Here is a 12,582-nt window from a genome sequence, read left to right as displayed (position 1 = left end):
GGCTGGCGGGGGCGGCCGCCGGCATGGGTTCGGCGCGGGCGGCGCTGGCCCAGTCGAGCGGCAATGCGGTCGATCTGACCCATGCCTATGACGGTGCCTTCCCGACCTTCGACGGCAATCCCGGCATCCTCTACGAGGAGGCGGTCAACATCGACAAGTCGGGCTACCAGCTCTGGAAGCTCACCATCTACGAACACACCGGCACCCATATCGACGCGCCCCTGCACTTCTCGAAGGACGGGGCCTCGGTCGCCGACCTGCCGGTGGAGAACCTCGTGGCGCCGCTCTGCGTCCTCGACCTGACGGCCAAGGCGGCGGAGGACGCCAACGCCATGGTCATGAAGGAAGACATCGACGCCTGGATTTCCGCCAACGGCGAGATCCCGGCGGGCGCCTGCATGGCGATGCATTCGGGCTGGGCGGCGAAGGTCGGCGATCCCGCGTTCCGCAACACGCCCGAGGGCGCCTTCGCCTTCCCCGGCTTCTCCAGGGAGGCGACGGACTACCTCGCCGAGCTTGGCGCGGCTTCGATCGCGGTCGACACGCTGTCGCTCGACCCCGGCAATTCGGCCGATTTCGCGGTGCATTTCTCCTGGCTGCCGGGCGGGCGCTTCGGCATCGAGAACATCGCCAACCTCGACCAGTTGCCGGCCAGGGGAGCCACGATCTTCATCGGCGCGCCCAAGCACAAGACCGGCACCGGCGGCCCGGCCCGGATCATCGCGGTCGTCTGATGGCGGTGGTCCCGGTTCTCACCGACAGGGCGGCGGGGGCCGAGGCCCGCGCCGTCTTCGACGACATCAGGGCGAAGCGCCAGACCGACTTCGTCAACAATTTCTGGCGCGCGCTCGCCCATGACCCGGCGCTTCTCAAGGCGACGTGGGAGCGGGTGCAGGCGGTAATGGCGCCCGGCGCGCTCGATCCCCTGACGAAGGAGCTGATCTACATCGCCGTCTCGGTGGCGAATGGCTGCGGATACTGCATCCATTCCCACACCGCCGCGGCGCGGGCGAAGGGCATGACCGACGCCCAGCACGGCGAGCTTCTCGCCGTGATCGCGATGGCGAGCCAGACCAACGCGCTCGCCACCGCCCTACAAGTGCCGGTCGATCCGGCCTTCGAGCGCGGTGGCGGCTGAGACGCGGGCTGCTGCTCGCCGAAACGTGTCGGTCGGCGCGCCGCATCCGTGGTATGATGCGGCATCGGCACGACGGGACGCAGGCCCGGTGGACGCCGGACTGCCCCTGTGAAGCCGGAGGTCTGGCTGAGCGGGAGGATCATCATCATGGCCACCACCATCGGCAATCCCCTGTCCTGGGGCGTCAAGATGCTGGGCGCGGCAGGGCACGACATCGGTGCGGCCGCACGGGAACTGGGCAGCGAGGGGGCGGGGATTCCCGACGTGCGCAGGATCGGGGTCGAGGACCTAAGGGCCGCGCTGCGCCTCGGCATTGCCGACTTCGCGGCGCTGCGGTCGGACGTCATCGTCGCGGCGCTGATTTATCCGATCGCGGGCGCCTGCCTTGTCTGGCTCGCCTTCCACCGCAACCTGCTGCCGCTCGCCTTCCCGCTTCTGGCGGGCTTCGCGCTCGTCGGTCCCGCGGCGGCGGTCGGGCTCTACGAGATGAGCCGCCGGCGCGAGGCCGGGGAAGCGGTCGGCTGGGGCGATGCCTTCGGCGTCCTCCGCTCACCGCGGTTCGGCGCGATCCTGGCGCTGGCGCTCGGCCACCTCGCGGTCTTCGTCCTGTGGATCCTCTCCGCGCATGTGATCTCCCAGGCGACCCTCGGCGATGCCGTCCCGACCTCGACCGGGCCGTTCCTGACGGCGGTGCTGACAACGCCCGAAGGCTGGGCGATGATGGCCCTCGGCCTGCCCGTCGGCTTTCTCTTCGCGTGCCTCGTCCTCATGACCAGCGTGGTGTCGTTCCCGCTCCTGCTCGACCGGGCGGTCGGTCTGCCGGTCGCGGTGGTGACCTCGGTCCGCGTCGCGCGGGAGAACCCGGCAACGATCGCGCTCTGGGGGTTCATCGTGGCCCTTGGTCTCGTCCTCGGGTCGCTGCCGCTTCTCGTCGGGCTGGCGGTGGTCATGCCGGTTCTCGGCCATGCGACCTGGCACCTCTACCGCCGGGCGGTGGTCTGAGGGGAATGACGCCGACGGGGGCGGAACCGGACCGGCCGGCCTTGCGTTGCCCGCGGGCTGCGCGCAGACTCGCGGGCACTGGATGAGGCAACCATCGGGCAGAGAATGAAACGGATTGCACTTGGCGCGGTGCTGGCGGCCGGTCTGGCAGCCTGCACGCAAGACCCCGGGTTCGTCGGCGCGAGCGGCGTGCGCGAGGCGACGGCGGCGGAGGTGGCGGCCTGCAGCTATGTCACCGACATCCGCATGTCGCCGGGGGTCTATGGCGTGCTTGCCGACCAGGGCGTGAAATACGCCCGCAACACGATCATGGCGGATGCGCGCGATGCGGGCGCCAACACGGTCGTCTTCGATCCGGTCACCCCGGGCGCCGATGTCTACGAGCTTCACGCGGTGGCGTACCGCTGCTAGCGGGGATGGAGCGGCGGCAGCTTCACGCCCGCCGCGGCGAGCTGGCTTTCGAGCTGCTCGAGCCGGGTCTTGAACTTCGGGGCGTCGAGCCGGCCGATCACGTTGCGGCAGAGCAGGGCCGCGAGGAGCGCCCGCCCGTCCTGGTCCAGCCGGGCCAGGAGGTTCCGCAGGTAGGGCCGGTAATTGCGGCGCGTCCGGTAGAACGTCCGGAAGAGCCGTTCGTCGAAGGCGCCCGTGGCTGCGGCGGCGAGGACGGAGGGCAGGATGCGCATGTGGTCCAGCGCCTCGCCCACATCGCGGCCGAGGTTGCGGCAGGGCAGGAGCGTCACGTGGGGCCGCGCGAAGAGCGCCGCGTGCATCGCGTCGAGGTTCTGTTCGGGGTCGAAGATCACGTAGACCGGCCCCGCGCCCTCGGTCATGTCCGGGGCGAAGCCGTAGCGATCGGTGAATGAGATCCGCCGCATCTCGAGGTGGCGCGGGTCCCAGCCGGCGATGCGCGGGTCGAGCGTTGCCTGCGGCGCGCCGAGGATCACCGTCGCGCCGGGGGCGGTGACGGAGAAGGCCGCGGCCGCGTAGCCCGCCATGCCGTTGCCCCAGAAGACGACGCGGTCGAAATCCTCGAAGAAGGCGTCGTCCACGAGCCGGTCGAAATAGGCGAAGACGGCCGGGTCGCGATACCAGGTCTCGGTGCGCGCGATGAGGCAGAGATGCGACCAGCCGCGCCCCTTGGCCACGTGATAGCCGAGCGGAAGCTGCCCCGGCTGGCCCTGGCGGATCGAGGCGGCGGTCTCGAAGGTGACGATGAGGGTCGGGCTTTCGTCGAGGAAGAAGGCGGCGTGGTTCCGGCCGAGCCACTGGAAGTAACCGGCCTCGTCGCCGATCTCCTCCAGTCTGGCGAACCAGTCCGCATCGGACAGAGACCGCGGATCAGCGGTCTTCGCCTCATTGTCCTGCATTGCCCCACGCACCCGTACACTTCCCGTTCACCAATCTGCGGCGGGCAAGCGGGAGCGCGCAAGTTGGCTGAATAGCCACCCTTGAAAAGACTGGAGATTTTCCGACGCACTGTTTCCGGCGATCTGCCTATCCCTCGCCGCCGCCGCGCTCTGTTTCCGCACTCGTCCGGGCGGCGTAAGCGGCGATGATTCCGTGCTCTTCCGGCGAGAGGACGCGGCTCGGCCCGGTCATGATCAACCGCCCGTAGAGCCCGCGCCACTCCTCCGATCCCATCAGCGTCTCGAATCGCCTGTGCCGCCAGGCGACGGCGGCGTCGTGAAGCGGGCCGAGCACGCGGTCGGCCGCGAGTTCCGCGCGGATCGGCCGGGTCCGTTCGGAAAGTGCGAGGATCGAGTGATCGTCCTCGGCGCAGAGGTTGCGCTCGACCCAGTAGGACAGGTCCGTCGCCGCCGCCTCGCGGTTCGCCCGGCCGCGGTCGGATTTCAGCACGTAGCTTTCCATCGCGCCGAGCGGGTAGTGGTTGAGCTGGACGAGCCGGTAGTTGTCCTGCCCGTAGTCGGAAAAGACACGGCCGGTGTGGAAGGCGTGGCGCAACTCCCGCCCCGACCCGTCGAACCAGTGCTGCCGGCCGAGGCGGTCGGGGTCGGGCTGGCGCGGGCGGTGGACGCCGAGCTTGCCGTAGCTGCCGTCGTTCAGGAACAGCGTCTTGAACATCGCCGCCCGCCACGGCCAGCCCATGACGGCGGGGGCGGCGCGCAGGAACTGTTCCGGCACGGGGCGGTCCTCGAACGCCCTGACGCCGCAGTTGCCGAAAAGCCGCCAGGTGAGCGGGATCGCCGTCGCCCCGGGCAGCGCCGCGAGAAGCGCCTGCACCGTCCTGTCGCCGGCATGGACGTTCACGAATTCGTCGATGTCGAGGACCAGGACCCAGTCCGCCGCCGCCTTCAGCGGATGCTCGTCGGCCCGGGCGAGTGCCGTCCATTGCGGTCCTTTCCGGTGCGAGCCGTCGTTCCGCACATGGGTGAGCCAGCCCATCGCGGCGAGCCGGTCGAGCATCCGGTCGGTGCCGTCCGCGCAGTCGTTCGAGAGGACGAGGACATCGGTGAAGCCCGCGGCGCGGTGGTGGGCGAGCCAGTCGAGGAGGAACGCGCCCTCGTTCTTCACCGTCAGGATGGCGAGGATGCGGGGCTCACTGCGCGGCATCGGCCGGAGGCTCCACGGTGAAGAAGAAGCCTTTCGGCAGGGCGCGCCGGTGGAGATCTTCGGGCACCACGCCGGGGCCGGCGGTGAAGACGGCGGAACCGAAGACCGAGAGCATCCGCGACAGCCTTTCCAGCCGTTCGCCGGTCAGTTCGGCGTAGAAGGCGGCGTAGTCGGGCCGGGCCTTCAGCTCGGCGATCTTGGCCCGGTGCGCGGCGACGGCGCCCTCGTGCGCGGCGCGGATGTCCGCATCGGCCATGAGCCGGTCGAACTCCGCCCGCGCGGCCGGAAGCATCCGCCGGACCGACAGGTCCGCTTCGGCGTTGTGGTTCATGCGGAACCAGTAGTTGAGGCCCTGGTCGCGGTCCACGTGGTTCACCCGGCCCCGGTCGCGCTTCACGAGGAAGCTTTCGGCCGAGCGCACGGCGTAGTGGTTGAGCTGCACCCAGTCGTAACCATAGGTCGCAAGGCTCGACCGCCAGCCGTTGCGGTACATGCTTTCCGGCATCGGCTTGCCCGATCCGTTGAGCCAGCGCACCTCGGCCCAGAGGTCGGGCCTGAGCCCCTTCGGCCGGTGGACGCCGAGCTTGCGATAGATGTCGATGGTCCGGAAGAGCGTCTTGAAACCCCAGGCCTGGTGCGGCTTGCGGATCAGTTCGGGCGCGCAGAGCGGGAACTGTTCGGTGACGAAGCGGTCCTGGTATTCGTGGACGTCGGCATTGCCGAAAAGCCGCCAGGTGAGCGAGATCATGTTGGCCTCGCCCATCGCGGCATAGAGCGCGCCGAGCGTGCCGTCGCCGAGCTTGACGTCGATGAACTCGTCAACGTCCATGCAGATCGCCCAGTGGGCGCGGCGCAGCACCTCCTCGGCCTCGGCGGCCTGGAGGGCGGCGTGCTGCGGCATCAGGCCGGGCATGGAGCGGAAGGGGTTCGCGCGGTGCTGGACGAGGCCCCTGGCCTGCAGGATGTCCAGCATCGTGTCGGTGCCGTCGGTGCAGTCGTTGGTATAGACGAGGAAATCCGTGACGCCGATCGCGCGGTGATAGGCCAGCCATTCGAGGATGAAGGGGCCCTCGTTCTTCATCGTGGTGACGATGCAGGTGCGGGTCGCCCGGGCGTCCGGCTGGACGCGCGGCTCCGAGAGAGGCGGCCGGACGGGGTCCGCGCCGAAGTGGCTGCGCGCGAGGTCGAGGAGGGCGGGGTCCTCGACGAGCGAGGTCTTGGGGGCAAGTTCTGCGGGCTTCCGGCCCGGCACCCGGATCGCCATGGCGCGCCAGAAGGCCACGGTCTTGTCGGCGTCCGGCCGCGTGTAGGCGACGCGGAGCGTGCGCCAGGTGCGGTCGAGCCCGGCGCGGTCCGGTGCCACGCCCCAGCGGGCGATGCCGCGGCGGGCGTCGAAGGGGCGGCAGATGTGGTCGCCGAAGGTCTCGGGCGACCCGGCGCGAATACGCCAGGGGTAGATGCGCCGCCCGACCAGGAGAACGACGCCACCCTGCGCCCGGCGGCAGAGGTCGAAGGCCGAAGGCCCGCCCCGCCGGTCGGCGAGCAGGTCGGTCACGTCGAGGCAGAGGACGGCGCGGGCCCGGGCGAGGAAGCGCCATTTCGCGATCTCGTGGATCAGCCCCTCGCCCAGGGGCGCGCGCCAGGGGTCCGGCGCGGGGGGCTCCATGCGGTCCCTGCCCGGCGCGTCGGGGGCGAGGAAGACATGGTTTTCGGGGCCAAGGTCCGGCTTGCCGAGCGGCACCGGGCTTTCCAGGATCACCACGACGAGGCCGGGCAGGGGGGCGAGCAGCGCCTGAAGCGCCCCGGCGAAGCCGGCGTGGCTTCCCACGAGGCTGTCGTCGGGCGCGCGGTTCACGATCAGCGCGCCGGTCGCGCCGTGGGCGCGGGCGTGGTAGCGAAGCCAGTCGGCCACCGTCTCCGCGCTCTCCTCCAGCCGCGCGCCGAAGAGGCAGTTGCGTCCGGCGAGCAGATCCCATTCCGCCGCCGCCGCGGAGACCTCCGCCGCAGCGCCGGCTGCGAGCGCGAGCCGGGGGGGCGATGGGTCGGCCACGACCATGACGGCGCCGGCGACCTCGCGCAGTTCGCGGATGCCGGCACAGTCGGCGCGCGGGGCGGGGTCGAAGGCGTCGGGCGCGACGCCGGCGCGGGTAAATGCGCGCAAGCAGGCACCGCTGCCCGTATCGGGGCAGAGCACCGCATCCAGCAAGGGGAGGCTGCCCGCAGACCCGGCGGCGAGCCGCCGGCGGATCACCACGCTCGGGGGAGGATCGGTCATGCCTGCTCTGCCGTTCGGGCCGGTCTTGGCTTTTCCTACCATGCGCGGGGGCATGAGGCAAACGCCGCGGGCGAAGCGCCGGCCCTGCGGGCAGTTGGCAAAGGAGCCGATTTCGGCCACTCTCGCGCGAAACCCCGGCGGAGATCGGCGCGAGGCGGCAGTGGCACAGGATTATCAGATCGCGGCGCTCTGGATCGGCGGGGCCCTGAGCTTTCTCGAACAGCTCTGTCTGAAATCCTTCGTGGACGCGGGCCACGCGATCCGGCTCTATGCCTACGAGCCGATCCCGAACGTGCCCGGAGGGGTGGAGATTGCCGACGCGCGCACGATCCTGCCGCAGGAGGGCTTCCTGCGTCACGGCCGCACCGGCAGCCCGGCGCTGCATTCGGACCTCTTCCGCTATCATCTGCTGGCGAAGGGCGACCGCACGATCTGGGCCGATACCGATGCCTATTGCGTGAAGACCTTCCGCAGCGATACCGGGCACTTCTTCGCCTGGGAAAGCGAGGAAGGGGTGAACGGCGGCGTACTCGGCCTGCCGAGGGACAGCGAGGCGCTGGGCCTACTGCTCGACTTCACCTCCGACGAATACGCCATCCCCGAATGGTATGGCGACGCCTACCGGCGCGAACTGGAGGCGAAGAAGGCCGCCGGCACGCCGGTTCCCGCGGGCGAGATGCCCTGGGGTGTCTGGGGGCCGCATGCGCTGACGCATTTCCTCAAGAAGACGGGAGAGATCCGCCATGCCCTGCCGCGCGCGGCGCTCTATCCCTTCGAGTACAAGGACCGGCGGCTGATGCTCCGCCCCGGTCTCGACTGGTCGGCCTATGTGACCGAGGACACCTATTCGATCCACTTCTACGGCCGGCGGATGCGCGCGCGGATCGCGCAGAAGATGGGCGGCGTGCCGCGGCCGAAAAGCCTCGTCGGGCAGCTTCTGCGAAAACACGGGATCGACCCCTCCGCCGCGCCCATCCGGGGCCACGGGGGCGAGCCGGACGACGACGAGGACGGCGAATGAACGCGCGGGTCCCGGTGGACGAGGCGACGGCCGAGGCGATCCTCGCGCTGGGGCCCGTCCGGGTCGAAAGCTTCGCCGACGTCGGCGGCGGGGCGCTCGACCTCGCCCGTGCGCTCCACGACCGGCACGGCTGCCGCATCTTCCTCGTCGACATGGTGAAGTCCGGCGCCTTCGCCGATGCGCCCTCGGCCTGGGTCGCGCCCTACATGGCCGCGCTGGAACGCGCGGGCGTGCCGCGCGACGCGGTGACGCGCGTGGGCTCGGCCGAGGAGATCCGGCCCTGGGACGTGATCGCGAATTTCGCCGGCTTCGGCGACTCCTGGAAGGCACGCCACCTCGCGCCCCTTCTGGAAGGCGGGATGCACGCCGACAGCGTGATGCTGACCGACATCCGCAAGGGATCGGGCAGCTATCCCTTCCTGAACGGCTACGGCGCCTGCGAGACGCTCGCGACCCACGAGGCGGGCGGGCGCCAGGTGACGCGGGCGGTGTTCCGCCCGTCCGCCCCTGCCGCCATCGGCGCGCCTGCCGAGGACGGAGACTGGGCCGCGATCGCCCGACGCCTCGCCGGCCCCTTCGGGTTCTACACCGACAACGGCGTCCATTCCTTCCTCTACATCCCGCGCGACCCCTCCGTGCTGGTCGTCACCTTCGACAACCTCGACATCGCCATGACCAAGCGCGCCGACCGGCGGCCCTGGGGATTCGAGTTCATCGAGAAGCAGGGTTGGTCGATGCTGGGGGTCATGGCAGGCGGCTGGACCTGGTATCGCGACTACTGGGCAATGGGGGAATTCGACCGGCTTGCGCGGGAAGGGTTCTTCGGGCGGTTCGGCCGCGTGGTCTTCTACGGCGCCTCGATGGGGGGCTATGCGGCCGCGGCCTTCGCCGCCGCCTGCCCCGGGGCCGAGGTCGTGGCGATCAGCCCGCAATCGACCCTCGACAAGGCCGTCGTCCCCTGGGAGACGCGATACCGCACGGTCTGGGACAAGGACTTTTCCGGCAAGTACGGCGACGCGGCGCAGGCATCGCAGGCGGCGCGGCGGGTGACGATCCTCTACGATCCCTACGAGCCTCTCGACGCCGCCCATGCGCGGCGGTTCACGGGCGCGAACGTCACGCTCCTGCGCGCGCCGCTGATGGGCCACCGGCTCGGTTCCTCGCTCCTGCAGATGGGGATCCTGTCCGAGGTCATGCTGAAGGCGCTCGCGGGGTCGCTGACGGAAGCGGAGTTCTACCGGCTCCTGCGCGCGCGACGCGACTTCCCCCGCTACCAGCGCGAACTTTTCGAGCGGGCCGTGGCGCGCGGGCGGCCGGACCTCGCGCGCCGCGTCGCCGACTGGGTACTGAAGCGGGGCGAGAACCGCTATATCCGGCTGGCCCTGAAGGATCTTTGACCTCCGGGCAGGCCGCCGTCAAATGCGCAAGGATCGGGTCGCGACGACCGCGCGGCTGCGTTACCTCATGGCGCGCAAGCCAGGGAGGACGGGATGGACCTGACATTCGAGGCGCTCGAGAGCGGACTGGCGGAGGACCTGCGCAGGGGCGGGCCCGACGCAAACGGCCAGCCTGCGGAGCGCGGCGCGGTTTCGGATGGCGACGGCGTGCCCTGCCGGCATTGCCTCGCCCATGTGCCGGCGGGGCGCGAGTACCTGATCCTCGCCCACCGGCCCTTCCCAGCGCCGCAGCCCTATGCCGAGACGGGGCCGATCTTCCTCTGCGCCGACGACTGCGGACGATGGGAGGGGGCGGGTGTGCCGCCCATCCTGACGACGAGCCCGGACTACCTTCTGAAGGGCTATTCCTCCGATCACCGCATCGTCTACGGCACCGGCCGCGTGGTCGCGGCGGCCGCGCTTGCCGGTTACGCGGCGGGCCTCCTCGAGGACCCGCGCGTGGCCTTCGTCGACGTCCGCTCGGCCCGCAACAACTGCTTCCAGTGCCGTATACGGCGCGCACTCAGCGGGTGAGTGCGGCGAAGATGGTGTCTAGCCGCCGCGCCTCCTCGGCCGTGCCGAAGGGCGCGTTGGCGATGTAGAGGCCGGAGCCGATCATGCCATGGCCCTCGCGGGCCGGGCGAAAGCGGACCTCGTGCCGGATCGCCTTCGGCAGGGCGAGGGCGTCGAGCGCCGCCGCCATGCCGGCCTGCGCGCCGCTGGCGAGCACGGGGTACCAGAGCACCAGGACGCCGACGTTCCACTTCGCGTGGACCTTGCCGAGAAGCGCGGGCATCGCCGCGTAGTCTGCCTTCACCTCGTAGCTCGGGTCGATCAGCAACAGGCCGCGGCGCGGATCGGGCGGCGTTGCGGCGAGCGCGAAGGCCAGCCCGTCCTCCCGCCGGACATCTGCGCCGAAGGGGCGCATCGTCGCCTCCAGCGCCGCGAACTCCTGCGGGTGAAGCTCGGCGAGCCGCATCCGGTCGCCCGGCCGGAGCGAGAGCGCGGCGACAAGCGGGGACCCGGGGTAGGCGGCCCGCCCGTAGCGGTCGCGCACCGCGGCGAGGATCCCGGGATAGGCGTGGTCCGCCGGGAAGAGCGCCGCGGCCCGGCCGATCCCGGCCGCGGCCTCGCCGGTCTTCACCGCCTCGGGCGCGTCGAGCCGGTAGAGCCCGCGCCCGGCGTGCGTCTCGAGATAGGTGAGCGGCTTGTCCTTGCGGGTGAGGTAGGCGAGGAGCGATGCGAGCATCGCGTGCTTGTGGACATCGGCGGGATTTCCCGCGTGGTAGATGTGCTGGTAGGAGAGCATCGCGCACCCGGCATTGCGGCAGGCCCCGCCGGCTCTAGCCGATCGCGCGCCCCAGGGCAATTCGCCCGCGATGATTGACCGCCACGCGACGTTGCCGATAGCGTGACGGGGATGTATCGGGTCCGCGGGAGGGGCGCGATGGCAGAGCGGCAGCCGGCGGAGCGGGCCCGGCACTGGCGGGATGTCTATTCCGCGCGGGAGGAGGCTGCGTTCACCTGGTTCGAGGCACGGCCGCAGGTCTCCCTTGACCTGATCGAACACTATCTGCCGCCGGGTGAAGGGGCCACCGTGATCGACGTGGGCGGAGGCACGTCCCGCCTCGTCGATGCGCTTCTGGAGCGGGGCTACGGCCCCGTCGCCGTCCTGGACATCGCGCCGACGGCGCTGGACGCCACGCAACGGCGGCTCGGACCCGACGCCGATGCCGTGACCTGGATCGCCGCCGACATCACCGGCTGGGACCCGCCGGGCCAATGGGCGCTCTGGCACGACCGGGCCGTCTTCCATTTCCTGACGGCGGAGCGCGACCGCGCGGCCTATGTCGCGGCGATGGCCGCGGCGCTCCGGCCGGGCGGCCATGCGATCGTCGCCACATTCGCAGAGGACGGGCCGGAGACCTGCTCGGGCCTGCCGGTCTGCCGTTACGCGCCGGCCTCGCTCTTCGCCACGGTCGAGCGCATTTCGCCCGGCGCCTTCCGCCTCGTCGAGGGGCGGCGGCACGTGCATGTCACGCCCAAGGGAAACCGGCAGAGTTTCCAGGTCACTGTGCTGGAGCGCCAGCGGAAATGAAAAGGCCCTCCCGCCGGGGAGGGCCGTCGGTCCTGTCGCTTCGGCTCACTTCGGGCCGATCATCATCACCATCTGCCGGCCTTCCAGCTTCGGCATGTTCTCGATCTTGGCGATGGCCTCGACGTCGGCCGCCACGCGCTTCAGAAGGTCGAGGCCAAGCTCCTGGTGGGCCATCTCGCGGCCGCGGAAGCGCAGCGTGACCTTCACCTTGTCGCCCTCTTCGAGGAACTTCTTCACCGAGCGCATCTTGACCTCGTAGTCATGCGTGTCGGTGCCGGGGCGGAACTTGATTTCCTTGATCTCGATGATCTTCTGCTTCTTGCGCGCCTCTGCCTCTTTCTTCTGCTGTTCGTACTTGAACTTGCCGAAGTCCATGATCTTGCAGACCGGCGGCACCGCGTTGGGCGAGATCTCGACGAGGTCGAGGCCAAGTTCCTCGGCCATGGCCATGGCCCGGCCCGGCGTGATGACCCCGACGTTCTCGCCGTCGGCGCCGATGAGGCGGATCTCGGGGGCGCGGATGCGTTCGTTGATGCGTGGGCCCGTATCGCGTTGCGGCGGCGGGGCGTTGTGCGGTCTGCGGGCTATGGCGGCGTTCCTTCTGTCGTGGCCGGTGCAAGTGGCGGGCAAACTAGTCGTCCCGCATGGCTGATTCAAGCCGGTTTCGGAGCGGCGCAGCGCGAAGTGCCTTTCCTGTGCCGGCGTATTCTGCGATAGCAAAGCCATTCTCCCCTTTTCCGATTTCGGAAGGAACACACGATGAACCGGAACGCCCTGATCGCCATCCTGATCCTCGTACTCGCCGGCGGCGGGTACTGGTACTACTCGTCCTCGCAGCGCGCGGCCGAGGAAGCGGCGATGGCCCAGAAGGCCGCCGAGGAGGCAGCCGCTGCCGCCAAGCAGGCCGAAGAGGAAGCCGCCGCCAAGGCCGCGGAAGAGGCCAAGGCTGCCGAGGAAGCGGCTGCGAAGGCGGCCGAGGAAGCGGCTGCGAAGGCGGCCGAGGACGCCGCCGCCGCGGCCCAGAAGGCCGCCGAGGACGCC

General features: G+C 70.3%; 14 protein-coding genes. 9 read left to right on the top strand and 5 right to left on the bottom strand.

The annotated features are described in order from the left end of the window. The first annotated feature begins 2 nt into the window (after window positions 1-2). From F9K34_RS12690 to F9K34_RS12675, 4 genes are all read left to right on the top strand, one after another. Window positions 3-734: a cyclase family protein gene (locus F9K34_RS12690; protein WP_436405743.1), complete on the top strand. Its 732-nt coding sequence runs from the start codon at window positions 3-5 to the stop codon at window positions 732-734. Continuing rightward, the gene (locus tag F9K34_RS12685; protein ID WP_291337337.1) at window positions 734-1,138 is read left to right on the top strand and encodes a carboxymuconolactone decarboxylase family protein; all 405 of its coding nucleotides are present in this window, start codon (window positions 734-736) and stop codon (window positions 1,136-1,138) included. The genes F9K34_RS12690 and F9K34_RS12685 overlap by 1 nt, the downstream gene beginning before the upstream one ends. Before the next feature lie 147 nt (window positions 1,139-1,285). Then, window positions 1,286-2,140, top strand: a complete 855-nt coding sequence (locus F9K34_RS12680) for a DUF2189 domain-containing protein (protein ID WP_291337336.1) — start codon at window positions 1,286-1,288, stop codon at window positions 2,138-2,140. A gap of 105 nt (window positions 2,141-2,245) precedes the next feature. Then, window positions 2,246-2,551, top strand: coding sequence for a hypothetical protein (locus F9K34_RS12675; protein WP_291337335.1), 306 nt, complete (start codon window positions 2,246-2,248; stop codon window positions 2,549-2,551). Here F9K34_RS12675 and F9K34_RS12670 read toward each other — a convergent pair. The 3 genes from F9K34_RS12670 to F9K34_RS12660 form a co-directional block, all read right to left on the bottom strand. After that, the gene (locus F9K34_RS12670) at window positions 2,548-3,507 is read right to left on the bottom strand and encodes a phosphoadenosine phosphosulfate reductase (RefSeq protein WP_291337334.1); all 960 of its coding nucleotides are present in this window, start codon (window positions 3,505-3,507) and stop codon (window positions 2,548-2,550) included. The genes F9K34_RS12675 and F9K34_RS12670 overlap by 4 nt on opposite strands. Before the next feature lie 127 nt (window positions 3,508-3,634). After that, a complete protein-coding gene (locus F9K34_RS12665; RefSeq protein ID WP_291337333.1) occupies window positions 3,635-4,711 on the bottom strand; it encodes a glycosyltransferase family 2 protein in 1,077 nt (358 codons plus the stop codon). After that, on the bottom strand, window positions 4,698-6,986 hold the full coding sequence (locus F9K34_RS12660; protein ID WP_291337332.1) for a glycosyltransferase family 2 protein: 2,289 nt from the start codon (window positions 6,984-6,986) through the stop codon (window positions 4,698-4,700). The genes F9K34_RS12665 and F9K34_RS12660 overlap by 14 nt, the downstream gene beginning before the upstream one ends. Before the next feature lie 160 nt (window positions 6,987-7,146). Between F9K34_RS12660 and F9K34_RS12655 the strand changes: the two genes are divergently transcribed. The 3 genes from F9K34_RS12655 to F9K34_RS12645 all read left to right on the top strand — a co-directional run bounded on the left by F9K34_RS12655 (window position 7,147) and on the right by F9K34_RS12645 (window position 9,977). Further along, the gene (locus F9K34_RS12655) at window positions 7,147-8,007 is read left to right on the top strand and encodes a hypothetical protein (protein WP_291337331.1); all 861 of its coding nucleotides are present in this window, start codon (window positions 7,147-7,149) and stop codon (window positions 8,005-8,007) included. Continuing rightward, on the top strand, window positions 8,004-9,404 hold the full coding sequence (locus tag F9K34_RS12650; RefSeq protein WP_291337330.1) for a hypothetical protein: 1,401 nt from the start codon (window positions 8,004-8,006) through the stop codon (window positions 9,402-9,404). The genes F9K34_RS12655 and F9K34_RS12650 overlap by 4 nt, the downstream gene beginning before the upstream one ends. A 93-nt stretch (window positions 9,405-9,497) precedes the next feature. Further along, window positions 9,498-9,977 carry a DUF1203 domain-containing protein gene (locus F9K34_RS12645; RefSeq protein WP_291337329.1) on the top strand — a complete coding sequence of 160 codons (480 nt, stop codon included), beginning with the start codon at window positions 9,498-9,500 and terminating at the stop codon, window positions 9,975-9,977. Here the strand turns inward: F9K34_RS12645 and rlmJ are convergent. Further along, a complete protein-coding gene (gene rlmJ / locus F9K34_RS12640) occupies window positions 9,967-10,752 on the bottom strand; it encodes a 23S rRNA (adenine(2030)-N(6))-methyltransferase RlmJ (protein ID WP_291337328.1) in 786 nt (261 codons plus the stop codon). The two genes, F9K34_RS12645 and rlmJ, sit on opposite strands and share 11 nt — an antisense overlap. A 138-nt stretch (window positions 10,753-10,890) precedes the next feature. On the opposite strand from rlmJ, the gene F9K34_RS12635 reads away from it, so the two are divergent. Continuing rightward, complete coding sequence (locus F9K34_RS12635; protein WP_291337327.1) at window positions 10,891-11,541, top strand: class I SAM-dependent methyltransferase; 651 nt, start codon at window positions 10,891-10,893, stop codon at window positions 11,539-11,541. 45 nt (window positions 11,542-11,586) lie between these two features. Here F9K34_RS12635 and infC read toward each other — a convergent pair whose 3' ends face one another. Next, window positions 11,587-12,171: a translation initiation factor IF-3 gene (gene infC, locus F9K34_RS12630; RefSeq protein WP_291337326.1), complete on the bottom strand. Its 585-nt coding sequence runs from the start codon at window positions 12,169-12,171 to the stop codon at window positions 11,587-11,589. A gap of 129 nt (window positions 12,172-12,300) precedes the next feature. Here infC and F9K34_RS12625 point away from each other — a divergent pair. Continuing rightward, the coding region (locus F9K34_RS12625; protein WP_291337325.1) for a hypothetical protein at window positions 12,301-12,582 on the top strand (282 nt) is incomplete at its 3' end.

The organism is Albidovulum sp., assembly GCF_008933605.1.
Classification (GTDB): domain Bacteria; phylum Pseudomonadota; class Alphaproteobacteria; order Rhodobacterales; family Rhodobacteraceae; genus Albidovulum.
The sequence above is the reverse complement of the archived record's forward strand: the minus strand, read 5'-3'. Positions and strand labels throughout refer to the sequence as shown.

What these genes read in the sequence shown, in the direction of transcription:
- F9K34_RS12635 (WP_291337327.1), top strand. Translation starts at nt 10,891, where the DNA reads ATGGCAGAGCGGCAGCCGGCGGAGCGGGCCCGGCACTGGCGGGATGTC.
- F9K34_RS12685 (WP_291337337.1), top strand. Translation starts at nt 734, where the DNA reads ATGGCGGTGGTCCCGGTTCTCACCGACAGGGCGGCGGGGGCCGAGGCC.
- F9K34_RS12665 (WP_291337333.1), bottom strand. Translation starts at nt 4,711, where the DNA reads ATGCCGCGCAGTGAGCCCCGCATCCTCGCCATCCTGACGGTGAAGAAC.
- F9K34_RS12645 (WP_291337329.1), top strand. Translation starts at nt 9,498, where the DNA reads ATGGACCTGACATTCGAGGCGCTCGAGAGCGGACTGGCGGAGGACCTG.
- F9K34_RS12650 (WP_291337330.1), top strand. Translation starts at nt 8,004, where the DNA reads ATGAACGCGCGGGTCCCGGTGGACGAGGCGACGGCCGAGGCGATCCTC.
- F9K34_RS12675 (WP_291337335.1), top strand. Translation starts at nt 2,246, where the DNA reads ATGAAACGGATTGCACTTGGCGCGGTGCTGGCGGCCGGTCTGGCAGCC.
- F9K34_RS12660 (WP_291337332.1), bottom strand. Translation starts at nt 6,986, where the DNA reads ATGACCGATCCTCCCCCGAGCGTGGTGATCCGCCGGCGGCTCGCCGCC.
- F9K34_RS12670 (WP_291337334.1), bottom strand. Translation starts at nt 3,507, where the DNA reads ATGCAGGACAATGAGGCGAAGACCGCTGATCCGCGGTCTCTGTCCGAT.
- F9K34_RS12680 (WP_291337336.1), top strand. Translation starts at nt 1,286, where the DNA reads ATGGCCACCACCATCGGCAATCCCCTGTCCTGGGGCGTCAAGATGCTG.
- rlmJ (WP_291337328.1), bottom strand. Translation starts at nt 10,752, where the DNA reads ATGCTCTCCTACCAGCACATCTACCACGCGGGAAATCCCGCCGATGTC.